The organism is Frigoribacterium sp. AC394, assembly GCF_979258095.1.
Genome location: NZ_OZ409834.1, coordinates 1,355,128 through 1,380,178, shown reverse-complemented (window position 1 = coordinate 1,380,178; position 25,051 = coordinate 1,355,128). Strand labels below are relative to the sequence as shown.

The 25,051-nt window shown below is 71.1% G+C and carries 26 protein-coding genes; 19 read left to right on the top strand and 7 right to left on the bottom strand.

The window, feature by feature from the left end:
• The first annotated feature begins 116 nt into the window (after positions 1 to 116).
• From ACZZY9_RS06380 to ACZZY9_RS06365, 4 genes are all read left to right on the top strand, one after another.
• The gene (locus tag ACZZY9_RS06380) at positions 117 to 1,100 is read left to right on the top strand and encodes an ABC transporter substrate-binding protein (protein ID WP_463463437.1); all 984 of its coding nucleotides are present in this window, start codon (positions 117 to 119) and stop codon (positions 1,098 to 1,100) included.
• A 117-nt stretch (positions 1,101 to 1,217) separates the two neighbouring features.
• Complete coding sequence (locus ACZZY9_RS06375; RefSeq protein ID WP_463463436.1) at positions 1,218 to 2,792, top strand: sugar ABC transporter ATP-binding protein; 1,575 nt, start codon at positions 1,218 to 1,220, stop codon at positions 2,790 to 2,792.
• The gene (locus ACZZY9_RS06370; RefSeq protein ID WP_137848050.1) at positions 2,789 to 3,880 is read left to right on the top strand and encodes an ABC transporter permease; all 1,092 of its coding nucleotides are present in this window, start codon (positions 2,789 to 2,791) and stop codon (positions 3,878 to 3,880) included. Before ACZZY9_RS06375 ends, ACZZY9_RS06370 begins: the two co-directional genes overlap by 4 nt.
• On the top strand, positions 3,877 to 4,941 hold the full coding sequence (locus tag ACZZY9_RS06365) for an ABC transporter permease (RefSeq protein WP_082452489.1): 1,065 nt from the start codon (positions 3,877 to 3,879) through the stop codon (positions 4,939 to 4,941). Before ACZZY9_RS06370 ends, ACZZY9_RS06365 begins: the two co-directional genes overlap by 4 nt.
• A gap of 34 nt (positions 4,942 to 4,975) precedes the next feature.
• Here the strand turns inward: ACZZY9_RS06365 and ACZZY9_RS06360 are convergent, their stop codons facing one another.
• Both ACZZY9_RS06360 and ACZZY9_RS06355 read right to left on the bottom strand, forming a co-directional pair.
• On the bottom strand, positions 4,976 to 5,731 hold the full coding sequence (locus ACZZY9_RS06360) for a DeoR/GlpR family DNA-binding transcription regulator (protein WP_463463435.1): 756 nt from the start codon (positions 5,729 to 5,731) through the stop codon (positions 4,976 to 4,978).
• Complete coding sequence (locus tag ACZZY9_RS06355; protein WP_463463434.1) at positions 5,679 to 6,635, bottom strand: ribokinase; 957 nt, start codon at positions 6,633 to 6,635, stop codon at positions 5,679 to 5,681. Before ACZZY9_RS06355 ends, ACZZY9_RS06360 begins: the two co-directional genes overlap by 53 nt.
• Before the next feature lie 185 nt (positions 6,636 to 6,820).
• On the opposite strand from ACZZY9_RS06355, the gene ACZZY9_RS06350 reads away from it, so the two are divergent.
• The 5 genes from ACZZY9_RS06350 to ACZZY9_RS06330 all read left to right on the top strand — a co-directional run bounded on the left by ACZZY9_RS06350 (position 6,821) and on the right by ACZZY9_RS06330 (position 12,134).
• The gene (locus ACZZY9_RS06350) at positions 6,821 to 7,768 is read left to right on the top strand and encodes a sugar phosphate isomerase/epimerase family protein (protein ID WP_463463433.1); all 948 of its coding nucleotides are present in this window, start codon (positions 6,821 to 6,823) and stop codon (positions 7,766 to 7,768) included.
• A 124-nt stretch (positions 7,769 to 7,892) separates the two neighbouring features.
• Positions 7,893 to 8,933, top strand: a complete 1,041-nt coding sequence (locus ACZZY9_RS06345) for a substrate-binding domain-containing protein (protein WP_463463432.1) — start codon at positions 7,893 to 7,895, stop codon at positions 8,931 to 8,933.
• Positions 8,930 to 10,537, top strand: a complete 1,608-nt coding sequence (locus tag ACZZY9_RS06340; protein WP_463463431.1) for a sugar ABC transporter ATP-binding protein — start codon at positions 8,930 to 8,932, stop codon at positions 10,535 to 10,537. The genes ACZZY9_RS06345 and ACZZY9_RS06340 overlap by 4 nt, the downstream gene beginning before the upstream one ends.
• The gene (locus ACZZY9_RS06335) at positions 10,530 to 11,585 is read left to right on the top strand and encodes an ABC transporter permease (protein WP_463463430.1); all 1,056 of its coding nucleotides are present in this window, start codon (positions 10,530 to 10,532) and stop codon (positions 11,583 to 11,585) included. Before ACZZY9_RS06340 ends, ACZZY9_RS06335 begins: the two co-directional genes overlap by 8 nt.
• An 81-nt stretch (positions 11,586 to 11,666) precedes the next feature.
• The gene (locus ACZZY9_RS06330; RefSeq protein WP_463463429.1) at positions 11,667 to 12,134 is read left to right on the top strand and encodes an RbsD/FucU family protein; all 468 of its coding nucleotides are present in this window, start codon (positions 11,667 to 11,669) and stop codon (positions 12,132 to 12,134) included.
• Positions 12,135 to 12,399: 265 nt separating this feature from the next.
• Here ACZZY9_RS06330 and ACZZY9_RS06325 read toward each other — a convergent pair whose 3' ends face one another.
• The 3 genes from ACZZY9_RS06325 to ACZZY9_RS06315 form a co-directional block, all read right to left on the bottom strand.
• Positions 12,400 to 12,801 (bottom strand): cupin domain-containing protein, encoded by a 402-nt coding sequence (locus tag ACZZY9_RS06325; protein WP_463463428.1) that lies wholly within the window; start codon positions 12,799 to 12,801, stop codon positions 12,400 to 12,402.
• Complete coding sequence (locus ACZZY9_RS06320) at positions 12,798 to 13,157, bottom strand: carboxymuconolactone decarboxylase family protein (protein WP_463464646.1); 360 nt, start codon at positions 13,155 to 13,157, stop codon at positions 12,798 to 12,800. Before ACZZY9_RS06320 ends, ACZZY9_RS06325 begins: the two co-directional genes overlap by 4 nt.
• 161 nt (positions 13,158 to 13,318) lie before the next feature.
• Positions 13,319 to 14,170: a helix-turn-helix domain-containing protein gene (locus tag ACZZY9_RS06315; protein WP_463463427.1), complete on the bottom strand. Its 852-nt coding sequence runs from the start codon at positions 14,168 to 14,170 to the stop codon at positions 13,319 to 13,321.
• A gap of 71 nt (positions 14,171 to 14,241) precedes the next feature.
• Between ACZZY9_RS06315 and ACZZY9_RS06310 the strand changes: the two genes are divergently transcribed.
• The 3 genes from ACZZY9_RS06310 (at position 14,242) to ACZZY9_RS06300 (ending at position 18,222) form a co-directional block, all read left to right on the top strand.
• A complete protein-coding gene (locus ACZZY9_RS06310) occupies positions 14,242 to 14,772 on the top strand; it encodes an SDR family NAD(P)-dependent oxidoreductase (RefSeq protein WP_463463426.1) in 531 nt (176 codons plus the stop codon).
• A gap of 406 nt (positions 14,773 to 15,178) precedes the next feature.
• Positions 15,179 to 16,756 (top strand): MFS transporter, encoded by a 1,578-nt coding sequence (locus tag ACZZY9_RS06305; RefSeq protein WP_463463425.1) that lies wholly within the window; start codon positions 15,179 to 15,181, stop codon positions 16,754 to 16,756.
• Entirely contained in the window at positions 16,753 to 18,222 is a 1,470-nt protein-coding gene (locus ACZZY9_RS06300) for a class I adenylate-forming enzyme family protein (protein WP_463463424.1), read from the top strand. The genes ACZZY9_RS06305 and ACZZY9_RS06300 overlap by 4 nt, the downstream gene beginning before the upstream one ends.
• Positions 18,223 to 18,276: 54 nt before the next feature.
• On the opposite strand, the gene ACZZY9_RS06295 is transcribed toward ACZZY9_RS06300, so the two are convergent.
• Both ACZZY9_RS06295 and ACZZY9_RS06290 read right to left on the bottom strand, forming a co-directional pair.
• Positions 18,277 to 19,317, bottom strand: coding sequence for a beta-ketoacyl synthase N-terminal-like domain-containing protein (locus ACZZY9_RS06295; RefSeq protein WP_463463423.1), 1,041 nt, complete (start codon positions 19,315 to 19,317; stop codon positions 18,277 to 18,279).
• 32 nt (positions 19,318 to 19,349) lie between these two features.
• A complete protein-coding gene (locus ACZZY9_RS06290; protein WP_463463422.1) occupies positions 19,350 to 19,871 on the bottom strand; it encodes a hypothetical protein in 522 nt (173 codons plus the stop codon).
• A 220-nt stretch (positions 19,872 to 20,091) separates the two neighbouring features.
• Between ACZZY9_RS06290 and ACZZY9_RS06285 the strand changes: the two genes are divergently transcribed.
• From ACZZY9_RS06285 to ACZZY9_RS06255, 7 genes are all read left to right on the top strand, one after another.
• Positions 20,092 to 21,123 carry a ribonucleotide-diphosphate reductase subunit beta gene (locus ACZZY9_RS06285; RefSeq protein WP_463463421.1) on the top strand — a complete coding sequence of 344 codons (1,032 nt, stop codon included), beginning with the start codon at positions 20,092 to 20,094 and terminating at the stop codon, positions 21,121 to 21,123.
• Complete coding sequence (locus ACZZY9_RS06280) at positions 21,120 to 21,416, top strand: acyl carrier protein (protein WP_463463420.1); 297 nt, start codon at positions 21,120 to 21,122, stop codon at positions 21,414 to 21,416. The genes ACZZY9_RS06285 and ACZZY9_RS06280 overlap by 4 nt, the downstream gene beginning before the upstream one ends.
• Positions 21,413 to 22,657, top strand: a complete 1,245-nt coding sequence (locus tag ACZZY9_RS06275) for a cytochrome P450 (RefSeq protein ID WP_463463419.1) — start codon at positions 21,413 to 21,415, stop codon at positions 22,655 to 22,657. Before ACZZY9_RS06280 ends, ACZZY9_RS06275 begins: the two co-directional genes overlap by 4 nt.
• Before the next feature lie 3 nt (positions 22,658 to 22,660).
• Complete coding sequence (locus tag ACZZY9_RS06270; protein WP_463463418.1) at positions 22,661 to 22,756, top strand: class III lanthipeptide; 96 nt, start codon at positions 22,661 to 22,663, stop codon at positions 22,754 to 22,756.
• 86 nt (positions 22,757 to 22,842) lie between these two features.
• Complete coding sequence (locus ACZZY9_RS06265; protein ID WP_463463417.1) at positions 22,843 to 23,076, top strand: hypothetical protein; 234 nt, start codon at positions 22,843 to 22,845, stop codon at positions 23,074 to 23,076.
• A 22-nt stretch (positions 23,077 to 23,098) separates the two neighbouring features.
• Positions 23,099 to 24,388 carry a beta-ketoacyl-[acyl-carrier-protein] synthase family protein gene (locus ACZZY9_RS06260; protein WP_463463416.1) on the top strand — a complete coding sequence of 430 codons (1,290 nt, stop codon included), beginning with the start codon at positions 23,099 to 23,101 and terminating at the stop codon, positions 24,386 to 24,388.
• Positions 24,385 to 25,050: a GNAT family N-acetyltransferase gene (locus tag ACZZY9_RS06255; protein WP_463463415.1), complete on the top strand. Its 666-nt coding sequence runs from the start codon at positions 24,385 to 24,387 to the stop codon at positions 25,048 to 25,050. The genes ACZZY9_RS06260 and ACZZY9_RS06255 overlap by 4 nt, the downstream gene beginning before the upstream one ends.
• Position 25,051 lies beyond the last annotated feature (1 nt).

Sequence of the window (25,051 nt, the reverse complement as noted above, 5' to 3'; positions counted from 1 at the left end):
CTCGTAACTGTTACCGGTAACATTCCCAGCACGCGGAAGCACCCGAGCCCACGCAGCACGACCGGCCCCAGGCCAAGTCGAGACGCAGACGTCCCGACATCTCAAGGAGGAGATCCATGTCCACGAAGAGGCGCATCGCCACCATCGCCGCCGCAGGGGCCATTGCCCTCGGTCTCGCGGCCTGCAGTTCCGGCACCGGTTCGACGGACGGCGGTGACGACCTGGCAACGGTCGGCTTCGTCGCGGTCGGCCCCGAGGGCGCCTGGCGTCAGGCCAACGAGACGAACATCCAGGACACCTTCACGAAGGAAGCCGGGTTCGATCTCAAGTACGCCCCGGCGACCAACAACGACCAGAAATCGCAGATCGACGCGTTCACGTCGTTCGTGGACGAGGGTGTCGACGTGATCCTGCTCTCGGCCACCGAGGGCTCCGGCTGGGAGGACTCGCTCGAGCGGGCGAAGGAAGCCGAGATCCCCGTCGTCCTCATCGACCGTGGCATCGAGCCGGACGACACCTCGCTCTACGCGACCCGGATCGCGCCCGACAACATCGCCGTCAGCGAGTCCGTCGCCGAGTGGGCCAAGTCCGCTCTTCCCGAGGGTGGCAAGTACTTCACCCTCGAGGGCCCGGCGGGCGTCTCGGTCGTGAACGAGCGCAACGAAGGTTGGGACGAGGTGATCGGCGCCGACAGCGCGTTCACGAAGATCGGCGCACAGACCGCCAACTGGTCGACCGAAGAGGCCAAGAGCGTCTTCGAGACGGTGCTGAAGTCGAACGGCAACGACGTCCAGATGGTCTTCGCCCAGAACGACGAGATGGGACTCGGCGCCGTGCAGGCGGTCGAGGAGGCGGGTCTCACGCCCGGCAAGGACGTGAAGATCGCCACCATCGACGGCACGAAGAGCGCCCTCGAGGCGTTGTCCGAGTCGAAGCTCAGCTTCGTCGCCGAGTACAACCCCCTCTTCGGCGAGACAGCGCTCGACGCCGTGCAGAAGCTGCTCGACGGAGAGACCGTCGACTCGTCGATCGTCGTCCAGTCGGCCACGTTCGACTCGCCCGAGGCGGCCACCGCGGCACTTCCCGACCGCAAGTTCTGATCCGTTCGCACGGCCACACCCGGCGGCGAGGCGGACGAGTCCGCCTCGCCACCCCCGCCACCCGCCCGCTGCCACGGCAGCGGGCGGGTGAGTATCGGCAGACAAGGAGTTAAACGCATGCAGGCACCCGGCCCCATCGTCGAGATGCAAGCCATCACCATCGCTTTTCCCGGGGTCAAAGCCCTCGACGGGGTCGACCTCCGTCTCTACCCCGGCGAGGTCCACACGCTGATGGGCGAGAACGGCGCCGGTAAATCGACGCTCATCAAGGCGCTCACGGGCGTCTACGGCATCGACTCCGGACGTGTCGTCGTCGACGGCTTCGAACGTCGCCTCTCGGGCACCGCGGACGCGCAGGCTGCGGGGATCTCGACGGTCTACCAAGAGGTCAACCTGTGCAGCAACCTCACCATCGGTGAGAACGTCATGCTCGGCCACGAGAAGCGCGGCCGGTTCGGCATCGACTGGAAGGGAACGCACGCCGCCGCCTCCGAGGTCCTGGCGCGTGTGGGACTCGGTCACCTGGACGCGCGCACCCCCCTCTCGTCGCTCAGCCTCGCCCTCCAGCAGCTCGTCGCGATCAGCCGCGCCACGGTCGTCGAGGCGAAGGTGCTGATCCTCGACGAGCCGACCTCGAGCCTCGACGCGGACGAGGTCGAAGGTCTCTTCCGGGTCATGCGACGCCTTCGTGACGAAGGCGTCGCCATCCTCTTCGTCTCTCACTTCCTCGACCAGGTCTTCGCGATCAGCGACCGACTCACCGTGCTACGCAACGGCAAGTTCGTGGCTGAGCACCTCACACGAGACATCGATCGTGCCGGCCTCATCTCGGAGATGATCGGCAAGGACCTGCAGAGCCTCCGCTCCCTCGACCGGGACCGGGCGAGCCGACAGGTCGCCGAGGGCGAGCCCGTCTACCGGGCCACCGGGATCGGCCGCAAGGGCTCGCTCGACGCGACGGACGTCGACCTGCGTCGCGGCGAGGTCGTGGGCCTCGCCGGCCTCCTCGGCTCCGGCCGCACGGAACTCGCCCGTCTCCTCTACGGAGTCGATCGCCCCGACTCGGGATCCGTGACCATGGACGGCGTCCCCGTGGCGATCTCGTCCCCTGCGAAGGCCCTGAAGCACCGCATCGCGTTCTCGAGCGAGAACCGTCGAGACGAGGGGATCATCCGCGACCTGAGCGTCCGCGAGAACCTCGTGCTCGCCGTGCAGGCGAAACGGGGCTGGGCCCGCCCGCTCTCGGCCAAGGAGAAGGACCGCATGGTGACGAAATATCTCACCGAGCTCAACGTGCGACCCGCAGATCCCGATCGACCCATCCGTAACCTCTCTGGCGGCAACCAGCAGAAGGTCCTGCTCGGCCGGTGGCTGGCGACCGAGCCGGAGCTGCTGATCCTTGACGAGCCCACACGCGGCATCGACGTCGGTGCCAAGGCCGAGATCCAGGAACAGGTCGCCGCCCTCGCCGACACGGGAGTCGCCGTCGTGTTCATCTCCTCGGAGCTCGAGGAGGTGGTGCGGCTCAGCGACAGGATCGTCGTCCTGAAGGACCACCGCAAGATCGCCGAGCTCGCGGCGGGACCGGACGTCACCGCCGAGTCCATCGTCGCCGCCATCGCCGAGGAGGGCGTCTCCGAGATCCCCCTCGAGACCATCCCCCGCACCACGCCCGAGGAGGCAACCCGATGAGTGACCCGACGACCACCATGACCAGGCGCCTGGGCGCCCACGGGCTCGGTGACCTGTTGCACCGGCCCTGGGTCTGGGGCACGGTCGCGATCGTGCTGCTGCTGGCGATCAACGTGGCGAAGGACCCCGGTTACCTCGCACTGTCCGTCAACCCGGACACGGGCAACCTCGTGGGCAACCTCATCGACATCCTCCGGGCCGCTGCCCCCGTGCTCATGATCGCGGTGGGCATGTGCCTCGTGGTCGCCACCGGCGGCATCGACCTGAGCGTCGGCTCGATCATGGTCGTCGCCGGCGCCGTCTCGATGGAGTTCCTGAAGGCGGCCGGCTCCGACTCCCTCGGCGTCGCGCTCGCCGCGATGGGCCTGGCGCTCCTCATCGCCGGGGTCCTCGGCGCGGTCAACGGCATGCTCGTCTCGGTCGTCGGGCTGCAGCCGTTCATCAGCACACTCGTGATCATGCTCGCCGGCCGTGGCCTGGCCAAGGTCATCACGGGAGGCCAGAACACGGCCGCGGCCAACGAGCCCTTCCGCTGGGTCGCCAACGGTTACCTCGTCGGACTACCCGTCGTGTTCCTGCTGGCCGTGCTGATCACGCTCGGCGTCGCCGCCCTCGTGCGGCGCAGCGCCCTGGGGCTCATGATCGAAGCGATCGGAATGGACCCGAAGGCCGCGCGCCTCGCGGGGCTGGACCGCCGAGCCCTCCTGTTCACCGCCTACATCGGGAGCGGCCTGCTCGCCGGCGTGGCCGGGATCTTCGCCACGTCCAGCGTCATGACGGTCGACGTCTCGCGCACCGGTTACCAACTCGAGCTCGACGCCATCCTCGCGGTCGTCATCGGCGGGACGTCGCTGGCCGGCGGCAAGTTCCACCTGCTCGGCGCCGCTGTCGGGGCGCTCCTCATCGCGACGCTCGACAAGACCGTCGTGTTCCTCGGCGTCTCCTCCTCGGCGACGCCCGCCTTCAAGGCGATCGTGATCGTGGCGATCGTGCTGCTGCAGTCCCGGCGCGTCCGCGCCCTGTTCACGAGGCGCCGCCGCCCGGCGCCGACCTCCGTGCCGACCGAGAAGGAGGCCGTGTCCGCATGAGCGCCACGACGATCCGCCCGCCCCTCACCCCCACGCCGACCCCCGGTCCTGGCCCCGGCAACGGGCCCCTCGAACCGCGTCGCCGCATGCGGCTCCGACTCGATTCCCTGCCGACGGTCGCCGCCCTGGTGATCCTGATCGCCATGCTTGCCTACGGAGAGATCGCCTACGGCCGCATCGTGCAGGCCGCGACCCTGTCGAACCTGCTCATCAACAACGCCCATGTGATCGTCCTGGCCGTGGGGCTCACGTTCGTGATCCTCACGGGGGGCATCGACCTCTCCGTCGGTGCGATCGTCGCGGTCAGCAGCGTCGCGGGCGTGCTGCTCGCGAACGCCGGCTGGAACCCCTGGGTCGTGATGGTGCTGATGATCCTCATCGGCACGGCATCCGGCGTCGTCTCGGGCGTGCTGATCCAGTTCTTCGACGTGCAGCCGTTCATCGCGACGCTCGCGATGATGTTCCTCGGACGGGGCCTCGCCTCCATCCTCAGCACGGTGCCCGAGCGACTCGCCGACGAGTCGCCCATCCGCTCGCTCGCGACGAACATGAAGGTCGTCGACGGTCCGAAGGTGAACGACGTCGTGACGACTCCTGGCGTGCTCATCGCGCTCGTGGTGGTCGCCGTCGCGTTCTTCGTGCTGCACCGCACGCGTCTGGGTCGCACCGTGTACGCGATCGGAGGGTCGGAGCAGTCGGCCGCCCTCATGGGCCTCCCGGTGCGCCGCACGAAGCTCGCCGTCTACGTGATCAGCGGATCGCTGGCGGGGCTCGCCTCGGTCATCTACACGGCCCGGCTCGGGAGCGCGCAGAACATCACCGGCATCGGGTGGGAGCTCGATTCGATCGCCGCCACGGTGATCGGTGGCACCCTCCTCACCGGCGGCGTCGGCTTCGTGCTCGGGTCCGTCGTGGGAGCGCTCGTGCTCGGCCTCATGAACGTGCTCATCACGCGAGACGGAGGCATCCCGCCCGAAGCGACCACCATCATCACCGGTGGGATCCTCCTGGTCTTCGTGCTCCTGCAGCGCGCTGTGATGGCGAGACGTCGGCAGACCTGATGACCACGACGGAGCCGATCCCACACGCTCGGGGTCAGGCCCCGACGTCCCTGACCGGTGCGACCACGAACGACCTCGCTGCCTCGAGTACCGGCGCGTGGAGATCGCTGACCACCGTGCACGCCGACAAGCTGAACGAGCGGCAAAGCGAGACGACGTCGAATTTGCTGCTGTCGGCGAGCACGACGGTCTCGCGGCTGTGCGCTTGCACGATGCGCTTCTTGTTGGCCTCTCGGATGTCGAAGGTGGTGACGCCCGCAGCGACGTCGATGCCGGTGACGCCGATGAACGCACGGTCGAAGTAGAGATCCTCGAGCTGGCGGTCGGTCATCGTGCCGGCCACGGAGCCGATGTCGGGGAGATAGTCGCCCCCGAGCGCCGTGACGGTGACCCTGGGGCGCGGCACCATCCCGAGCACCTGGGTGTTCGACGTGATGACGTGGACACCGATGTTGGGGAGCGCGATCATGAACTCGGTCAGCGACGTGCCGGAGTCGACGTAGATCGTCTCGCCCTCGACGACCATCGCGGCGGCGGCGCGGGCGATGGCGACCTTCTCGTCGCGGTTGATCTGCGACTTCAGGGCTGCCGGCAGCTCCGCGGCGCGTTCCTCGGCACGGATGGCGCCCCCTCGCAGGCTGACGACCTGGCCGGAGCGCTCGAGCTCGCGGATGTCGCGCCGCACGGTCGAGGGGGACGCGCCCGTGGCGGTGACGAGGTCGTCGATGAGGATCGAGTCACCGAGCGCGACCCGGTCGAGGATCAGCTGGTGTCTCGCGAACGACTTCATGGTCGAGGGCCTCCTGTGTCGGCATGCTGGACTGAGCGCCCATCCCTGCCACCGTGATCGAGGCGACCAGGGCCGCGGTCCGGGACGCCTGGAACGGGTCGACCCCGTCAGCGATCGCCGTGGCGAACGCACCGATGAAAGAGTCGCCGGCGCCTGTCGTGTCGACCGCCCGGGCCTCCACGGCCCCGACGAACTCCACTCGCCGATCTGCAGAAACATAGCAGCCGTGACTGCCCAGGGTCAGGACGACGTTCGCGCAGAAGGACGTCAGCTCCTCGACGACTGCACGCATGGCGTCGTCGTCGGCGACGTCGCCGAGGGCGTGCCCCAGGTACTCGGCGGCCTCGTCCTCGTTCACCACGAACCACGTGCAGGCGCGGGTCGTCGCGAGCGGCACGGGCCTGGCTGGTGCCGCGTTGTAGATGACTGGCACGCCAGCTGCTGCCGCCAGGACAACCGCGCGGTCGTTCGCCGAGGCCGGTACCTCGTTCTGCAGCACGACGACCGCGGCGGAGGTGACGAGGTCGGCGGCGGCGTCGACCCAGTCACCGGTCACGACGGCGTTGGCGCCCTCGACGATCGTCGCGTGCACCTCCCCGTCGCCCACGACGTTCACGAGTCCCAGGCCGCTCACCGCGTCCGTCGGGCGCAGACGGCACTCGACGCCCTCGCGCTCCAAGTTCGCGCGACACATCGCCCCGTAGTGGTCCGCGCCCACCGCACCCACGAACTGGACTCGGGCGCCGAGTCGCGCCGCCTGGACCGCCTGGTTCGCGCCCTTGCCGCCGAAGTCGCTGCGGAAGCCGGTCGACACGAGCGTCTCACCGCGGCGGGGGAGTCGATCCTGACTGACGATCAGGTCGTAGTTGATGCTCCCGATCACCACGATGGCGTTCGCCGTCATGCCGTTCTCCACTCCATCGTGCCGACGACACAGCGTCGCCTGGCTTGACATTAGGCGAGCGTGACAATCGTTGTCAAAGCACCGTGAGTTGAATCTACCGACTAAACAACGCCTGCTGGGCGATCGCGGTTGACCAAGAATGACAACGCTTGACAATGGTGATCATGCTCCCTACGGTCTCCCTCATGAAGTTCGCCACGCGCCTCAACTCGTTCATCGCCGGTGGAGACACCGCCGCAGCCCTCCGTCGCATCAGCGCGACGAAGGGCATCGACTACGTCGACCTCAACTACCCCGAGCACTTCGTCGGCATCGAGCCCGCCGACATGAAGCCCCTCCTCGACGAGCTCGGACTGACCCTCAACAGCGTCGCCATGCGGTTCCGCAAGGAGTTCGTCCACGGTGAGTACAGCAACCGCGACGAGGCGGTGCGCCGCGAGGCCATCGAGCTCACGAAGGCGGGCATCGACGCCGCCGCCCTCGGCGGCAGCGACCTCGTCACGGTCTGGCTCGGCTTCGACGGCTTCGACTACACGTTCCAGAAGGACTACGCGCGTGACCTCGGCCGCATCGTCGAGGCCTTCCAGGAACTCGCCGACTACCGCCCCGACGTCCGCATCAGCATCGAGTACAAGCCTTACGAGGAGCGCGTCCACTCCGTCATCCGCAGCGTCGGCCAGACCCTGCACGTCCTCCAGCTCATCGACCGGCCGAACGTCGGGGCGACCCTCGACTTCGCCCACATGCTCATGGCCGGCGACGCCCCCGGCTTCGGTGCCGCGCTCCTCCTCGCCGAGGGCAAGCTCTGGGGCGTCCACCTCAACGACGGCAACAACGACCACGACGACGGGCTCATGATCGGCTCGATCCACCCCTTCGAGACGATCGAGTTCCTGTACTACCTGCTCCGCCACGACTACGACGGCGTCATCTACTTCGACACCTTCCCGATCCGCGAAGACGCACAGGAGGAGGCGGAGACCAACCGCGCCACCGTCGAGCTCCTCATCGCGAAGATCGAGGCGGTCGGCGTCGACCACATCACCTCGGTCATCGACCAAGCCGACGGCATCGCCTCACAGCGCCTCCGCAACCAGTTGCTGAGCATCACCCCCGCAGGCCACACCGCCTGACCCACGAGCCACCAGGCTCCCGGGCCGGTGCCCGCGACATTCCCCGTCGAGCGAGGCGCCGGCCCCTCCCAGAACACCTCGAACACGAACACCCGAACCCTTCTCACACCTAGGTGGACACGCAATGGCGCGATCTAGAACTGTCTTCTCCCTGTCCCTCGTAGCGGCGATCGCCCTCGTCGCCCTCGTTCTCGGCGTCGTCGGCGGCCGGGCAACGGTCTCCGAAGCCGCCTCGAGCGGAGGTGGGGACGGAGGCGCGGCGGCAGGCGTGCAGGTCGACGTCATCATCCGCGCCAGCGACTCCGCCTACTGGCAGACCCTCCTCGCCGGGTCCGAGGCGGCGGCAGCCGACTACGGCATCGAGGTGAACACCTTCGGCCCCACCTCCGAGACGGACATCGCCGGCCAGGTGCAGCTCGTCGAGAACTCCGTCTCACGCGGAGCCGACGCGATCCTCATCGCCCCGAGCTCCAGCGAGGCCCTCAACGCCTCGATCGACCAGGCGCGGCAGGCGGGCATCAAGGTCATCACCGCGGACACGAAGGTCACGGCCGAGATCGAGGGCCACATCGGCACGAACAACATCCTCGCCGGCACGGCCGCCGGTGAGCGCATGTGCCAGCTGCTCACCGAGCAGGGCACCACCACCGGCAAGGTCCTCGTCGAGGCGCCCATCGCTGGCATCGAGGCCAACCAGGACCGCGACGCCGGCTTCCGCGCAGGCCTCGCGACCGACTGCCCCGACATCGACTCCAGCCTGCAGAGCTACAACAACAACGACATCGGCACCGCCGCCTCCCAGGTGAACGACGCGATCTCGGCCAACTCCGACCTCGTGGGCGTCTTCGCCGACAACAACAGCTCCGGCGTCGGCGCCGCCACGGCCATCAAGGACAACGACGCGGCCGACGACATCGCCGTCGTCGCGTTCGACTCCGACCCCGCCGAGAACGCCGCTCTCGCCGACGGCAGCATCGACGCCCTCGTCGTGCAGAACCCCTGGTTCCTCGGATACCAGGGCGTCGTCGAGGCCGCGATGGCCACCCAGGGCCGCATCCCGCCGGCGAGCCTGGACCCCGGAGTCGCGATCGCCGACCGCGACAACATGGAGACTCCCGAGATCAAGTCGCTCCTCGAGCCGCAGACTGCCGAGACCAACGGATGACCGTCCGCGAGCCCGAGGGCACTGCGGTCCTGCAGCTCACCGACGTCTCCAAGGCCTACGGTGCCGTCCAGGCCCTCAGCGGTGTCTCGCTGAAGCTCGTCCCCGGTCAGGTGCACTGCCTGGCAGGCGAGAACGGTGCCGGCAAATCGACGCTGATCAAGGTCCTCACCGGGGCCGTGCCCCGCGACTCGGGCGACTACGAGATCGACGGGGGCACGGTGACCACCGCCTCCCCGGCGGCTCTCCGTACTGCGGGCGTGCAGGCCGTCTACCAGGAGCTCAGCCTCCTGCCGCACCTGTCCGTCGGTGAGAACATGTTCATGGGCCGCTTGCCGTCACGCTCCGGCGTGATCCGGGCCCGTGACCTGCACGACCGGTGCCGGTTCGTCCTCGACTCGCTCGGCCTCGCCGACGTCGACCCCGACGTCGTCGTCGAGCGGCTGCCGGCAGCGACGAAGCAGCTCGTCGAGGTCGCCAAGGTCGTCACGGCCGACGCGGTCAAGGTCATCGTCTTCGACGAGCCGACCACGGCGCTGACCGAGGCCGAGTCGGACCGTCTGCTCGACCAGATCCGCAAGTTCAAACGCGAGGGCGTCGCGATCCTCTACGTCACGCACCGGCTCGAGGAGATGTTCGCGATCGGCGACTGGGTGACGGTGCTGCGCGACGGCGAGCTGTCCCAGAGCGGCCCCATGAGCGACTACACCGAGGACACCCTGATCAACGCCATGGTCGGTCGAGAAGTGTCGTCGCTCTACCCGGATGAGGCACGAGAGGTCCATCCCGCCCGCCTGAGCCTCCGCGCCCTCCGGCGCACGCCGGAGAGCCCCGCCGTCGACCTCGAGGCTCGAGGCGGCGAGATCCTCGGCATCGGCGGCCTGCTCGGCTCGGGACGGAGCGAGCTGCTGCTCAGCGTCTTCGGCTCCGAGCCCGTCGCCTCCGGGGAGATCCTGATCGACGGCGCCGTGGTCCGGGCTGACGGCCCGCGGACGATGATGGACGCCGGCGTCGCCCTGCTGACCGAGGACCGGAAGGTGCTCGGCCTGCTGCCGGAGCTCTCCATCCGGGAGAACGTCACGATCGCGAGCCTCCGGGTCGGGTCCCGCCGAGGGCTGCTGCCCGGCAAGGCCCAGTCGGACGAGGCCGACGCGCTGCTCGACAGCCTGCGCATCCGCGCCGGCTCCTACGACCAGCCGGTCTCGACGCTCTCCGGCGGCAACCAGCAGAAGGTGCTCCTCGCGCGTTGGCTGCTGACCAAGCCCAAGGTCATCATGTTCGACGAGCCGACGAAGGGCATCGACGTCGGTGCCAAGGGCGAGCTCTACGACGTCATCAACGACCTGGCCCGCCGCGGACTCGCCGTCATCGTCGTCTCGTCCTACCTCCCTGAGCTGCTCGGCCTCGCCGACCGCGTCGTCGTCCTCCGCGAGGGCGCCGTCGCCGGTGAGCTGCCGGGCGGCGCCTCCGAGGAGGACGTGCTCCGCCTCGCCAGCGGCGGGGTCGACGACCCCTCCGACCACCTGCACGGCATCGCGCCGCTCAGCCACGACCCCCACTCCGACCCGGTCACCCGACAGAACATCGAGGAAGTCCCCCATGCCTAAGTTGATGTGGCGCGAACCCATCGAGACCACGACCATCCGGGTGGTGCGGAACGGCGACGACGCCGCGGCCGCAGCCGCCCGCGCATCGTCCAAGCCGCGGGTCACGACCCTCGGCAGCATCGCCGGCCGCGAGAGCGGCGTGCTCATCGTCCTCCTCGTCGTGTTCGGCGCCCTGACGCTCGCGAGCGACGACTTCCTGACCGGCAACAACCTCGCGAACCTCGCCCGGCAGGTGTCCATCTTCGGCATCCTGGCGATCGGCCAGTTGATGGTGATCCTCACCGGCGGCATCGACCTCTCGGTCGGGTCGATCCTCGGCCTGGCCGGCGCGGTCACTGCTCAGCTGCTCGTCGCGGGCGTCCCGATCCCCCTCGCGCTCCTCCTCGGGGCCCTGGTCGGCGCCGTGCTGGGCGTCATCACCGGCCTGCTCGTGACGAGGTTCAAGCTCCCGCCCTTCATCGCGACCCTGGGCATGCTCGGCATCGCTCGAGGAGTCGTGCTCGTCATCACCGACGCCAACACGATCCAGGGACTGCCTGACGGCTTCCAGGAGATCGCGAACGGCTCGATCGCCGGCATCCCGAACCTGCTGATCCTCTTCGTGGTCATCGCGGCGATCGCGGCGTTCGTCCTCAAGCGCACCGTCTTCGGCAGGTACGTCTACGCCGTCGGCTCGAACCCGGAGGCGGCCCGCCTGGCCGGCGTCCCGGTGCGGTTGGTGACCATCACGGTCTACGGCATCGCGGGCCTGCTCTCCGCGGTCGGCGGCGTCCTCCTGACCTCCCGCCTCGGGGCCGGAGTCCCGACAGCCGGCACCGGTTTCGAGCTGCAGGCCATCGCGGCCTGCGTCATCGGCGGGGCCAGCCTCTCCGGCGCCCGGGGAAGCGCGATCGGCGCCGCCTGCGGTGCGCTGCTCATCGGCGTCCTCAACAACGGCGGCAACCTTCTCGCCGTGAACTCGTTCTACCTGCAGATCGCGATCGGCCTGCTGATCCTCGTCGCGGTCGCGTTCGACCAGCTCAACACCCGCGCCGCTGCCCGGGAGTGACCACGGCGGCGGGGTCAGGTGCCACAGGCGCGCTGACCCCTCCGCCGTCCCGTCCAGCCACCACTCACCGAAGGAGTCGTCATGCTCAAGGGAATAGACAGTTCACTGACCGCCGAGCTGCTGTTCGTCCTCATGTCGATGGGGCACGGAGACGATCTGCTCCTCTGCGACGTGAACCACCCTGCAGCCTCCATCGCGGCCCACACGACCCACGGCAAGGTCGTCGACCTCGCTGGCTGCGACCTCACTCGAGCCTGCACTGCGATCCTCTCGCTGATGCCTCTCGACACGTTCGTCGAAGCCCCCGTCAAGAGGATGGCAGTCGTCGACGACCCTGAGCGCCTCGTGTCGGTGCAACTGGAGTTCCAAGCCACGCTCGACGGGCTCACCGGCCACCCGGTCACCGTGGAGGCACTGGAACGGTTCGACTTCTACGCCGCGGCTCGCCGGTCCTTCGCCGTCGTCCGGACGTCGGACCCTGGCCCGTACGGCTGCTTCATCCTCCGTAAAGGCGTCATCGACGTCGACCGCGGCTCCGTGTCGTCCTGATCCGCCGTCGCCGCCGGTCTCCACTTCGGTGACCGCGTCGAACGGCAGAGCACGAGGCCGCCGAGAGGTCGTCGGGCCGGGGTCGGTGTGACCTGCCCGACCGCATTCGGGCCCGCAGTGAGCGAGTGCCAGTTCTTGGCGTGACGGCAACCCTCCCAGGCATCTGACCACGTATCAGAAGGTTGAGGGTTCGAGTCCCTCCAGGCGCACCACAGAGAAAGGCGGTCCACTTCGTCGGCCGCTTTCTTCGTGCGCCTTCGCCGGCCTAGTCGCCGGCGAACTCGCTGTCGGTGATGTGCTCGAGCCAGGTGGTGGTCGTGGCGGGGTCGTCGCCGTTCTCGAGCATGGCGATGTGCTCCATGAAGACGCCGGGGGCGGCGGCGTGGAAGTGCTCCTGCCCGGGCGGGGTGTAGATCGTCTGCCCGGGGTGGACGTCGATGATCTGGCCGTCGCGGGTGCCGAAGCGGCCGACGCCGGCGGTGACGCGCAGGTACTGGCCCTTCTCATGGGAGTGCCACGCGGTCCGGGCACCCGGGGCGAAGCGGACGGTGGCGACGACCATGTGCTGACCGTCCTCGTGGGGCAGCGCGATCGGGTCGAGCCAGACGTCGCCGGCGAACTGCTCGGGCGGGTTCTTGCTCGTAGGGGTGGCGGGTTCGATGTTCATGACTCCTCCTGGTCTTCCGTGGTGAAGAGCTGCGTGGCGACACCCATCGCGGCCATGCCATTGGGCCAGCCGGCGTAGAGGGTGACGTGGGTGATGGCCTCGATCAGCTCCTCCTGGGTGACGCCGTTCTCGATGGCGCGACCCAGGTGGAACTCGAGCTGTCCGGTGTTCCCGCCTGCGGTGAGGACGGCGACCGTGATCAGGCTCCGGTCGCGTGCGGACAGTTCGGTTCTGTTCCAGACGTCCTCGAACAGGACGTCGTCGGTGAGGGCGGCGAGCTTCGGAGCGAAGTCCCCGAACATGTTCCGTCCACCCCCGACCTGCTTGGGCTGTTCTGCCACGGTCGTTCTCCTCATCTTCTCGTCGTCGACGACCACGTCTCGTGGCCGCGATCTCCAGCGAACGCCGTGCGGAGAACGTGTGAGGGGCCCTGCTGTGGCACCCCACGAGGGACGTCGTCGTGAGCCGGGGCGGATGCGGGAGACGGACAGACCGCCGAGGTCCGCGTCTTTCATGGTCATGTGCTCTCTGCGTGACGTGCGGTCGGTGTGGACGAGGAGGCGCGGGTCGCGTCGTCGGGGGATCCCGCGGACGACTGGGTGAGATTGGCGAGCAGCTGGAGACCGTCGGCGGAGGGGGAGCCGGGTTCGGCGGAGAACACGAGCATCTGCAGGCCGCGTTCGGACGAGAGATCCATCGTCTCGAACGAGAGCGACAGGTCGCCGACCACGGGGTGGTGCACGTTCTTCGTGCCCGTGCGGTGCTCACGGACGTCGTGCGAGGCCCAGAGCGTGCGGAAGAGATCGCTGCGGGTCGAGAGCTCTCCGACGAGATCGCTCAGGTCGCGGTCGTAGGGGGACCGGCCCGCCTCGCGTCGCAGCACGGCGACGATCTGGCGGGCGTTGCCGGGCCAGTCGAGGTAGAAATCGCGCGAGCGATCGTCGAGGAACACGAACCGAGCGGCGTTGACGGGGTCGCCCGGACAGCGGAACATCTCGGAGAAGAGCGCGCGCCCGAGCGGGTTCGTGGCGACCGCGTCGAGACGTCCGTTCTGCACGAACACGGGCACCGTCGACATCGCCGCGATCATCTGCTGCACACCGGGTCGGACGTGATCCCGCCGAGGCGCGGGCCTCCTCCGCAGAGGGTGCGTGCCGGCGTTCGCCGCGCGCACCAGATCGACGAGGTGGCCGGACTCGATCTCGTCGAGGCGCAGGGCGCGGGCGATGCCGTCGAGGACGGATTCGGAGACGCCGAGGGCGTTACCCCGCTCCAGCTTGCGGTAGTACTCGGGGCTGACGCCGGCGAGGAGGGCGACCTCCTCACGCCGCAGGCCCGGCACGCGTCTGGGACCGCCGAAGTCGGGCAAGCCCGCCTCGGCCGGGGAACTTCTACGCCGGCTTCTTCGAGACGCTGACCCCCGAGCAGATCCGCGCCCAGATGGAGACCAACTTCTTCGGCCCCCTCAACGTCACCCGTGCCGTGCTTCCCCTCCTCCGCGAACAGCGGTCCGGTCAGATCATCACGATCACCTCGACGGCGGCCTTCGTCGGCGGCGCGTTCACGTCCGCCTACGCCGCCTCGAAGTTCGCGCTCGAGGGCTGGTCGGAGTCGCTCGCCCCCGAGCTCGAGCCCTTCGGCATCTCGTCGATGACGGTCGTTCCCGGCTTCTTCCGCACCGAGCTGCTCGTCGAGGGGTCGTCCACCCTCTGGCCCGAGATCGAGATCGCCGACTACGCCGCAGGCACCGCCCAGACCCAGGCCGCGTTCCGCGGCATGAACGGTCAGCAGGGCGGCGACCCCGCGCAGCTCGCCGGCGCTCTCGTCCAGCTCTCGGACGGTGACGCATTGCCCGCGCGTTTCGTCGCCGGAGCCGACGCCGTCGGCGGTGTCGAGCAGAAGCTGGCCCTCGTCCAGCAGCAGATCGAGGCCAACCGGAGCCTGTCCGAGTCGCTCGGTCACGACGCCTGAGCCGACCCGCGCCTCCTCGTCCTCCTGATCGCCGCGACCTGACCGCCCACCGACGCTCTCGAGACTCCGACGAGCGCCGAGAACCCCGTGCCGATCCAGGCACAGGGTCCCGGCGCCGCGGCGCGTGCGTCAGTAGGCGGGCTTGACGCAGTCGATGCTCAGTGCGCTGAGCAGCGCCGCGGGTGCCTGCTGGGTCGTCGGCATCTTCTGGAGTTCCAGGACGGTGGTCATGTTCGTTCCCCTCGTATCGGTCCCCACGGACTGCGAGGACGTGGGCCGAGAGTATGTCGACAGGCCGGTCTGCGCCTCCGTCGCTCGGCGGATGGTCCGGCCCCCACCTGCGTGCCAGACTGTCGCCCGATCGGGGGTGATGCGCGTGGGCGACGATCTCAGGACGTCGAGACGGGTGTCCACCGCGCTCTCCACGGCCGGAGCCGTGGGTGGCGTGGTGGAGGTGCTGGGGTTCCTCGTGCCGCTCTGGGCTGCGGCCTCGCTCGGGGCTCCGTCGACGCTCGTCGGCGTGGTGGTCGGCGTGGAGCTCGTGGTGTCCTTCCTGGCCCGAGCCGCGGCGGGACGCCTCGCCGACACCAGAGCCAGGAACCGCGTAGCCGCCCTCGGTGCCGCAACGCTCGCGCTCGGGGCCGCCGGGTACGCGCTCAGCCCCGACGTGCCGACCGCCATCGTGTCCGCTGCCGTCGCCGGCCTCGGTGCGAGTCTCTTCCGCGTGCCCGTGCGGGCGATGGTGGCCGAGGGCTCCGCCGACGAGCCCGCCGTCTTCGCCCGCCTCACCTCCAGCGAGGCCACCGGCACCTGGGTCGGCTACGTGGTCGGGTTGTCCGCCCTGGGGCTGGTGGGCAGCAGGGGCGTCTTCGCCCTCGGGGCCGCGGCCGCCCTCGCCTGCTGCGCGGCCCTGCTGCGGCTCGACCACCGTCGCACCGTGACCGAGCGCGACCGCGTCGCGTCGCGGGCGCTGCGACGACGGCTCCTTCCGCTGCTCGTCCTCGTCGCCGTCGTCGCCCTCGTCGAGAGCGCAGTGGGCCTCGCCGTCCTCCTCAAGCTGCAGGGGCAGGGGCTCGGCGTCGATGCGATCGCCCTGACCTTCCTCCCCGGCCTCGTCGTGTGGTCCCTGCTGCCCGTCCCGGGCCGACGCCTGGCAGCCCGCCTCGGCGCCTCCCGCACGCTGGCGCTCGCCACGGTCGCCAGCACGGTGGCCTCGGCGGCGCTGTTCCTCGTCGATCAGCCGCTCGCGATCGGCATCGCCTGGGTGCTCGCCTGCTCCGCCTGGGCGCTGGTCGAGCCCGTGGAGCTCGAGCTCGTGACGGGGTCGGCCGGTGGCCGCGTCGGCGAGGCCCTCGGAACCTACGAGGCGGCCGTGCTGCTGGGCGGGGCGATCGGCGCCGTCGCGGGCGGGGCCGCGCTCGCCCTGGAGCCCCGTGTCGTCACGGTCGCGGTGGTCCTGGTGGTCGGTGCCTGCGCGGCGGCCATGGCGCCCCGCGCGGTGCGCGCCCTGAACACCGCGGCCTCGTCCGGTCCGGATGGACCTAGGGACGGGGCCGACTCGTCGGCGACCGGGACGGAGGGCGCGCCCACCGCGGCGCCGGCCCCCACCGCTGCCGGGCCGCACCGCGTGCTCCCCGCCGCGCCCGACAGCCCGACCATCGTCGCCGACGGCGAGCGTGACGAGCGTGACGAGCGCGGGCTGCCGACGACGTCTCGCGACCCGTACCGGTGGGTGCTCGCCCACGCCATCGCCTTCGTCGTGCTGCAGGTCGTCGCCGTCGTCGCCGGAGCGTCCTGGTGGGCGGACGTCGTGGCGGCGGGTAGGCCCGTCCTCGGGCGCGAGACGTTCGACGGGGGCTGGGAGCGGGCGCTCTACGTGACCGGCATGCTCTGGAACCTCCTCTTCCTCCTCGATCTGGCGGGCGGGGTCCGCGACCACCTCCGCCGACGCGTCACCCCCTCCTCCGTTCGGACCGGGCGGTGAGCGGAGCCACGGCGTGCGGGGGCGGCTGGATATCCGAGCCGGGAGGGCCCCGCATCTGCGCCAGGGCCGCGGTCGCTCTCGCCGTCGATGCGCTGCGGCTCTCCGGTGTGCGTCCGGGGGACCGCCTCCTCGCCTCCGGACCCACAGGTCCCTCCCTGGCCGTCCTCGTCGTCGCCGCCCTGCAGCTCGACGTGTCGCTCGCGCTCCTCGACGACGGAGCGGACGACGTCTCGGTGGCCCGAGCCGTGCACGACGCCGCCCCGACCGCCCTGGTCGGCGTCCGGACCCAGGCCCTGGGCGCGGAAGGCCTCGCGGGCTCGCCGCTCGTGCTCGGCCCCGCCGCGGACCTGCTGGCTGGAGCGCTGGCGGGCTCGGCGCCCGACGGACGGGCCTGCCGTGACCGGTGCGCCACGGGCGTCGATGAGCCGGGTCCCGGTGCCTGGGCGGATCGCGAGGACGGCATCGTCATGTGGACCTCGGGGTCGACGGGCCGGCGGAAGGGCATCGTGCGGCGGGGCGGGGCCGTGCTCGACAACGTCGACATGACCGTGCGCGTGATGGGGTACCGATCCGACGACGTCCTCGTGCCCCTCCTGCCCGTGACCCATCAGTACGGCATGTCGATCGTGGTGGCCTGGTGGCTCGTCGGCTGCGGTCTCGTGCTCGGGGACCCCCGTCGCCCCGTCCAGGCCTTCGAGCGCGCCCTGCGGTCCGGGGCGACCGTCGTCGATTGCGCACCGGCGGTCCTCCACGACCTCCTCCGCCGCGTGGTCCGCGACGACCTGGACGTCACGCGGGTGAGGATGTGGTGCACCGGCGGTGCGCCCCTGTCCCCGGCGCTCAGGCGGGCCTGCGCCGACATCGTCGGCGCGCCGCCGCTCGACGGGTACGGTTCGACTGAGCTCGGGAATGTGGCGCTCGCCACCCTCGACGACACGGTCGCGTGCGGGCGTCCGTTGCCCGGGATCGCGGCACGGGTCGTCGACGCGGCCGACCGCGAGGTCGCGACGGGAGTCGAGGGGCGACTCCTGGTGCGCAGCCCCTGGTCCTACCATCGCAGGCTCGAGGCGGGCGTGCCGATGCCCGACGACGGCGGATGGACCGACACCGGCGACCTCGCCCGCGTGGACGAGCAGGGGCGCCTCGAGGTCCGCGGCCGAGCCCATGCCGTGCATCGCAACGGCATCACGATCTACCCGGCTGCGCTCGAGGCGGCCGCCCGGGATGCGGGCCTGCCTGTGCTGGTCGTCGTCGCCCCGGACGAACGACGGGGCAGTCATCTGACCGCCGTGGTCGAGCACGACGGCGACGTTCCGGCCGAGTCGTGGTCGGACCGGCTGCGGGGTGTGCTGCCGCGCGACGAGTGGCCGAACCGGGTCGTGGTCCTCGACGAGCTGCCCCGGGCCAGCAGTGGCAAGGTCGACCTCGCTGCCCTTGCTCTGCTGGTCAGACCACCCGGCCGCTGACGTCGGAAGGGCGATGGACCCGGCGTGCGCGGACGCAGCCACCCGGGGCGCGCCTCACGCGTGTTCGAGGAGCACGCTCGCGTTGTTGCCGCCGAAGCCGAACGCGTTGACGAGCACGGAGGGCACGCCACCGGCAGGCGTGATCGTGGTGCCGGCGGTGGGGAGGAGCACGCCGACGGCCGGCTCGGGCCGTGCGAGGCCGGGTGAGCCCGGCACGATGCCCGTGGCGAGCGACCGGAGGGCAGCGACGAGCCCGGGGAACGCGCTGGCATGCAGGAGATGCCCCAGAGCGCCCTTGTGAGAAGTCGCGGTGACGGCGCTGTCGGTGGCCCGGGCCAGGAGGGACAGCGCCTCCAGCTCCGCGCCATCGCCTTGGACCGTGCCCGTGGCGTGCGCGTGGACGTGGCCGACCTCTGTCGCCCCGGCAGCGCGGAGAGCGTCGGTCATCACTCCGAGGATCGTCGGGGCGTCGGAGGCTGCCGACGAGGTCCCGCCGATCCGGGCGGCGGAACCGGCCACACGGGCCAGGACGGCGGCGCCCCGCGCGGCGGCGGAGGCGGACGACTCGAGCAGCACGGCACCGGCGCCCTCGCCGAGACGGATGCCGTCGCGGCGCACGTCGAAGGGACGCGACGGGTGACCGCCGAGGGCGCGGACGACGCGGAGGCTCTCCGTGGCCGGCGCGTTCAGGGATGTGGCGGCACCCACGAGGACCCGGTCGTGCACTCCGGACGCGACGAGCCGCCTCCCGAGCTCGATCGCGAAGAGACCGGACGCGCAGGCGTGCGAGACCACGACGGGCTCGAGACCGGTCCGGCCCACGGCGACGATCTCGGGCGCCCGCAGGGGGTGGGTCGTCCCGGGACGTGCGCGGGCCTGGGCGCCGAGCACGACGGCACCCGTGCCGTCGGCTCCCGAGGGGCCGAGAGCCTCGGCGACCGCGAGCCGGAGCCAGCTCATCGCGTCGCGCCGTCCCGGGGCGACGTCCGGGGGGACGAGGGGTCCGGCACCCTCTGCGCCGGGGGCGGCCTCGGGGGTCGTGCCCGCGACGAGGCCGTCCCAGAAGGCGTCGCAGCCCGCGCCGTGGGCGGTCACGAGGCCGGCGCCTGTGACCACGACCTCGCGGTTCACCGGGGCTCCCGGAGTTCGATCACGACGTCCGTGGGGCCGGGGTGCCGTGCTCCCGGCGCCTGGAGGTACTCGACGACGAGCACCTCGTCACGCCCGGCCAGGTGATCGACGAGGGTGTCGTCCCGGGGTCCGTCGAGGACCAGCACGGTGCCGGGGGTGCCTGCTCCGGCCTCGGCCAGGGCGGCCCGGAATGACTCCGAGGGTTCCATGTCGGTGGAGTCGCGGGCCGTGAAGCGCTTCCCCGAGCCGTCGAGGGCACGGTCCAGTGCGTCGATCCTGAACGAGGCGTGATCGCCGCAGAAGACCAGGGCGAGACCGAGGGCGGCCAGATCGCCACCCACCTGCGGCGCGGCCGCCCGGAGGGCGGAGGTGAGTCCGCCCTCCGGGCTCCGACGCGCGGGGACGTGATCGATCACGACCGGCGTGCGACCGTCGCGCCGGCCGTGCGCCGCGATCCTCTCCGTCGGGTCGTCGCCGGGGGCTGCCCAGCCCAGCAGTGGTCGATCTCGTCCTGCCACGTCGTCCCCCGTCACGGTCGGCCCGCGGGGGACAGACACCTGGCCGACCCAACCAGGGCCCGCCGGGCGCCGCCTCCCCCGCGCAGTGGAGATGAGTATCCCTCGCACGGGGGACGCGGCGGGTGCGCGACTGTCTTAGCGTCGTGGAGAACGACCGGTCTTCCTACGGCCCGCACAGGTGCGGTACGCAGCTCCGAGACGGTCAGGACGGGGGGTCCGGATGTCACGCTGGAGCACGCTCGACGTCGACGAGGCGTCGGTGGCCCAACTCGGTGCCCTGGCACCGCGCCAGGTGGTCGAGCACGCCGAGCTGATCGCTGCGCGCCGCCTGAAGCCGGTGGAGCTCTACGGGCGGTGGGAGAGGCAGCAGTGGTCGGCCGACGACATCTCGTTCGGCCAGGACCGGCACGACTTCGACCACCGCCTGCCACGCCGGTTCCGTGAGCAGCTCCGGGGGGCCATCGCGACCTTCATCGTCGGCGAGTACACCGGCCTCGACATGCTCGCGCCCGTCATGCTGGGTGCGCGGGCCGAGGACGACCTGGTCTTCCTCGGCACCCAGGTCGCCGACGAGGCACGCCACGCACGGCTCATGTTCCGCCTGGGTCACGAAGTGCTGGGCTTCGACGAGGATCCGTCCGTCATGCTCCGCCAGGCGTGGGACCTCGCCGAGCCCGAGCATCGCGCCCTCGCGGCCATCGAGGGGGAGCTCATGCGCGCCACCGTCTCGGACCCGTCCGACTACGAGAACTGGGTCCGGTCCGTCACGCTCTTCCATCTGGTCACCGAAGGGATCCTCGCGGTCAGCGGTCAGCGGGCGCTCGTACGGCAGCTCTCCCGCCTTCCCCTCCTGCCCGGCATCCGTTCCGGATTCGCGGCCATGTGCCGGGACGAGTCGCGTCACATCAGCTTCGGGCTCCACTCTCTCCGCATCGCGCTGCAGGAGGGGCATGCCGGTGCCGTCGAGGACGTCCTCGAACGCACCGTGCCGCTGGCGCTGGCGATGACCCGCTCCATGGAGCCGCGCAACGGCGCCGTCGGAGCGGCCGCCGGCGCCGACGACGTGGTGAGCACCGGCGTCGACTCGTTCCGCCGTGCCATGCGCTGGATCGGCGCTGATCCGGCTTTCACCCGGCACATCGTCGACCGGTCCCTCGCCGCCCCGGGGGCGGATCTCCTGGTGGCCGCCCGGTCCGGTGCGCCGGCACCGGTCTCTCCCATCGACGCACCGACGGACAGGAGCACCTCATGACCACGACCGCGCACGAGATCGAGGACGCCTTCCGGGCGTTCCTCGCCGATGTCCTCGACGTCGCTCCCGAACGCATCGAGGGCGGCACGGACCTCCTGGGCGAGCTCGAACTGGATTCGCTGACCGTGCTCGAACTGGCCGTCTTCTCGGAGGAGCGCTTCGGCGTCGACCTCGAGGCCGCGATCCGCGACCGCCTCGAGGCAGGAGGCGCGGAGGGCGCCGGATCCGCCACCGTGACCCTCGACTGGCTCGCGGAGCACGTGGCCGCCGCGGGCGACGGCGTGTCGGCGTGAGCACCCGGGACTCCGTGGCGACCCCACCGCCGACGCACCGACGGTGGCCGCGCCCGCTCCTGGCCCGAGTCTGGGACCAGGTCTCCGAGTCGAGCCCCGACGATCGTCGCGCGCAGCGCTCCGCCGGTCCGTGCGCGGCCGTCCGCCCGGGGCTCGTCATGGTCACCGGTCACGACGCCTGCCGCAAGGTCCTCACGGACCCCCGCTTCGTCGTCGAGGACGAGTCCATCCTCGATGCGCGCCTGCCGGGCTGGCGCAGCTCGCCGGCCTGCCGCTCGTTCGCGCGGGAGCTCCTCTGTCAGAACGGGGACGAGCACGCTCGACGGCGCCGGCTGCTGGGGTCGGCCTTCTCGCAGGAGGCGCTCGACCGCGCCGGCCGGACCGCGGCGGAGCGCTCGGGTCAGGCGGTCGCGGAGACGACCGCGGCCCTGCGCCGGGGCCAGGAGGTCGACGTCTCCGCGAGCCTCCTGCGGGAGGTGCCTCTCGCCGTCGTCGCGGAGTTCGCGGGAATGCCCTTCGACCTGGCCGATGAGGCTGAGCCACGGGCCCGGCTGCTCAGCGCGTTCATCGGGTCCGGACTGCACGACCCCGATCTCCGGAGGCGCGCGGACGAGGCCGTCGAGAGCCTGCGCCGGGACCTCGGCGCCCACCTCGATCGCCCGGGCCCGGCACCGGTCGGTGTCGCGGGCGTGCTGCTCGCCGCCGAACGGCGGGGCGAGGTGGGGCGCGACGATGTCCTCGCGGACCTGCTCCTGATGTTCTCCGCCGGTCACGAGACCACCGAGCGGCTGCTCGGGTCGGCCGTCGCCGAGCTCGCGGCGGACCCCGACCTGTTCCGTCGGCTGACCGGGTCGTCGAGCGACGTCGAGCGGTTCCTCCGCGAGGTCGAGCGGTTGCACCCGCCGATCCCCGTGACGAGCCGCATGGCCTCCGACGACGTCGAGCTGGAGGGCGTCGTGGTCGTCCGCGGCACGGAGGTCCTGCTGCTCCTCGACGCGGCGAACACCGACCCCTTCGTCGGCGCCGGCGACGGCATCGACCTCGACGGCATCGACCTCGACGGTCGGCCGCGCCGCTCGTTGTCGTTCGGCAGCGGAGCGCGCACCTGCCTCGGCATCGCGCTGGCCCGCGTGGTCACCTCCGCCGTCGTCCACGCACTCGTCGCCGAGGGCACAGCCTTCCGGTCGGCGCGTCCGGGCGTCCTGCACGCCGCCACCACGACGCCGAGAGAGGGGGTGTGAAGCATGAAGACGATCCTCGCCCTGCAGGAGCTGTCCGTCGTCGCCACGAGCGACGCCGACGGCCGACTGTTCAGCACCATCAGCGAGAACTGCGCCTGACGCGCAGCGTCGGGCCGCCGCACGAGCGGCGGCCCGACCCCACGACGGCCCCCGGGCCGACGAAGGCCACGACAGAGGAGGACCCCATGGACGACGGACGAGGCACGACCGACGAGCGAGGCAGCACCGACGGGCGCAAGCTCCTCGACGAGTGGCGCTACTGGCTCGTGGGGGCGATCGTCATGACCGCCATCTGGGGGTTCATGAGCTTCCGCCAAGGACACGCCGTCTTCTACTGGCCGTCGTTCGCGCTCGGGGTGTGGGCCCTGATCCTGCTGCTGGCTCCCTTGCTGCCGCGCCGAGGCGGCGGACGGGACTGACATGCTCCGGGGGGAAGCGATCATGGGGGACGACGAGGTGGTCATCACCGGTACTGGTGTGGTGTCGCCGCTCGGGCGGGGCACGGAGGTGCTCTGGTCGGGCCTGCTCGCCGGGGCGACCGGCATCCGTCCGATCACGCGCTTCGACGCCTCGGACCTCGCCACGCGCTTCGCCGGCGAGGTCGACGACGCCACCTGCGCGGACGTCCTGCCGCGCCGTGTGACCCGGCGTCTGGACCGTTCGGCCGTCATGGCCCTGGTCGCGGCCACGGAGGCGCTCGCGCAGGCCCGGCTCGACACCCGGGAGAGCGGCGCCGGCTCCGTCGCGCCCGAGCGGGTCGCGACATGCCTCGGCACGTCGAGCGGGCCGTTGCAGCACCACGACGACGTCGCGGGTGCCTTCGCCGACGGGGGGCCGGAGGCGCTGCGTCGGCGCTATCCGTTGGCCTCCTCGACGACCTCCCCGTCGATCGCGACCAGCGAGGTCGCGCGGCACTTCGACCTGAGGGGTCCCTCGAGCACCGTCGTCGCCGAGTGCGCCAGCGGCGCCCTCGCCGTGGGAACCGCGCTCATGCTGCTGCGGGCCGGTGCCGCCGACGTGGTCGTCTGCGGCGGCGTCGACGCCACGGTGACCGCACGCTCGCTCGTCGAGATGTCCGTCGTGGGCGCACTGTCGCGCCGCAACGACGACCCCGGGGCGGCCTGCAGGCCCTTCGACCGCGACCGCGACGGCTTCGTCCTCGGCGAGGGCGCCGCCGTCCTCGTCCTCGAGCGCGCGTCGCACGCCCGGACCAGGGGCGTGCCGGCGCTCGGCGTGCTGCACGGCTTCGGCGCCGCGACCGACACGGCGCACGCCACCGCGCCGGCCCCCGACGGCGACGGTGCCGCACGGGCCCTGCGGGCAGCGCTCGACGACGCCGGGCGTCCGGCCGCCGACGTGGGCGTCGTCAGCGCCCACGGGACGGGCACCGAGCTCAACGACAGCGCCGAGGCCGCCGCGCTCCTCCGGGTCCTGGGCCCGACCGTGCGGGACGTCCCCGTGCACAGCATCAAGCCCGCCACCGGGCACATGATCGCCGCCTCCGGCGCCGCCGAGGTGATCGTGCTCGCGCTCACCCTCGCAAACGGCCTCGTGCCCGCGACCGCCAACTGCCCGTCGCCCGCCTTCGACCACCTCGACGTGGTCCGCGACGCGCCTCGCCCGACCGCTGCCGACCTCGGGGTGAGCCTGTCCTTCGGCTTCGGCGGCCAGAGCATCGCACTCGTCGTCGGGGCACCCGACCGATCCGGCCCCGCAGGAGGAGACCGATGAAGCACTCCAGGACCCTTCTGCGCCCGGCGGGGCGCTCCGACGCCGGCACCATCGTCCGGTGGATCGAGGCCGACGCGATGGGCCGGGCGCGTCTGCGAGACGGAGCGCCCGCGGACGAGCAGGCGCTCGCCGAGGCCATCGGCGCCGGGCGCGTGAACTACGTGATGGTGACCACGCGCGACGGTGAGGCCGTCGGCTTCGTCGAATGGCGATGGTCGGGTCAGCGCGTCGCGCGGTGCGCCACGATCGGAGTGGCCGTCGGCGACCCCGGGCTGTGGTCGCTCGGATACGGCGCCGAGGCGGTCGACAACGTGCTGGAGGAGCTCTTCTGGACCCACGGCGCCCACCGGGTGGAGTTCCAGGCGGCGGTGTCGAACCGGGGCATGGTGTCGATGCTCTCCAAGGCCGGTGCGCCCGTGCTGGAGGGCGTCCTCCGCGACTACTTCTTCTCGGACGGCGAGCACGAGGACGCCCTCGTCTGGAGCGTGCTGCGGCACGAGTTCGACGAGGCCAGCGAGACCCTCCCGGACCGCGCCGAGCGGCGGACGCGCCACCGGTCCGATGTCGAGCGCTCGAGCGCCGAGGTCGCCCGGCACGTGCGCCGGCACGACGACACGTCCCTCGCGCACCTCCTGGCCCGCACGATCGACGGGGAGGGCTGAC

What these genes read in the sequence shown, in the direction of transcription:
- ACZZY9_RS06260 (WP_463463416.1), top strand. Translation starts at nt 23,099, where the DNA reads ATGGGGGACGACGAGGTGGTCATCACCGGTACTGGTGTGGTGTCGCCG.
- ACZZY9_RS06330 (WP_463463429.1), top strand. Translation starts at nt 11,667, where the DNA reads ATGCTCAAGGGAATAGACAGTTCACTGACCGCCGAGCTGCTGTTCGTC.
- ACZZY9_RS06380 (WP_463463437.1), top strand. Translation starts at nt 117, where the DNA reads ATGTCCACGAAGAGGCGCATCGCCACCATCGCCGCCGCAGGGGCCATT.
- ACZZY9_RS06310 (WP_463463426.1), top strand. Translation starts at nt 14,242, where the DNA reads ATGGAGACCAACTTCTTCGGCCCCCTCAACGTCACCCGTGCCGTGCTT.
- ACZZY9_RS06375 (WP_463463436.1), top strand. Translation starts at nt 1,218, where the DNA reads ATGCAGGCACCCGGCCCCATCGTCGAGATGCAAGCCATCACCATCGCT.
- ACZZY9_RS06265 (WP_463463417.1), top strand. Translation starts at nt 22,843, where the DNA reads ATGGACGACGGACGAGGCACGACCGACGAGCGAGGCAGCACCGACGGG.
- ACZZY9_RS06335 (WP_463463430.1), top strand. Translation starts at nt 10,530, where the DNA reads ATGCCTAAGTTGATGTGGCGCGAACCCATCGAGACCACGACCATCCGG.
- ACZZY9_RS06365 (WP_082452489.1), top strand. Translation starts at nt 3,877, where the DNA reads ATGAGCGCCACGACGATCCGCCCGCCCCTCACCCCCACGCCGACCCCC.
- ACZZY9_RS06285 (WP_463463421.1), top strand. Translation starts at nt 20,092, where the DNA reads ATGTCACGCTGGAGCACGCTCGACGTCGACGAGGCGTCGGTGGCCCAA.
- ACZZY9_RS06325 (WP_463463428.1), bottom strand. Translation starts at nt 12,801, where the DNA reads ATGAACATCGAACCCGCCACCCCTACGAGCAAGAACCCGCCCGAGCAG.
- ACZZY9_RS06280 (WP_463463420.1), top strand. Translation starts at nt 21,120, where the DNA reads ATGACCACGACCGCGCACGAGATCGAGGACGCCTTCCGGGCGTTCCTC.
- ACZZY9_RS06340 (WP_463463431.1), top strand. Translation starts at nt 8,930, where the DNA reads ATGACCGTCCGCGAGCCCGAGGGCACTGCGGTCCTGCAGCTCACCGAC.
- ACZZY9_RS06270 (WP_463463418.1), top strand. Translation starts at nt 22,661, where the DNA reads ATGAAGACGATCCTCGCCCTGCAGGAGCTGTCCGTCGTCGCCACGAGC.
- ACZZY9_RS06360 (WP_463463435.1), bottom strand. Translation starts at nt 5,731, where the DNA reads ATGAAGTCGTTCGCGAGACACCAGCTGATCCTCGACCGGGTCGCGCTC.
- ACZZY9_RS06255 (WP_463463415.1), top strand. Translation starts at nt 24,385, where the DNA reads ATGAAGCACTCCAGGACCCTTCTGCGCCCGGCGGGGCGCTCCGACGCC.
- ACZZY9_RS06355 (WP_463463434.1), bottom strand. Translation starts at nt 6,635, where the DNA reads ATGACGGCGAACGCCATCGTGGTGATCGGGAGCATCAACTACGACCTG.
- ACZZY9_RS06345 (WP_463463432.1), top strand. Translation starts at nt 7,893, where the DNA reads ATGGCGCGATCTAGAACTGTCTTCTCCCTGTCCCTCGTAGCGGCGATC.
- ACZZY9_RS06350 (WP_463463433.1), top strand. Translation starts at nt 6,821, where the DNA reads ATGAAGTTCGCCACGCGCCTCAACTCGTTCATCGCCGGTGGAGACACC.
- ACZZY9_RS06370 (WP_137848050.1), top strand. Translation starts at nt 2,789, where the DNA reads ATGAGTGACCCGACGACCACCATGACCAGGCGCCTGGGCGCCCACGGG.
- ACZZY9_RS06320 (WP_463464646.1), bottom strand. Translation starts at nt 13,157, where the DNA reads ATGAGGAGAACGACCGTGGCAGAACAGCCCAAGCAGGTCGGGGGTGGA.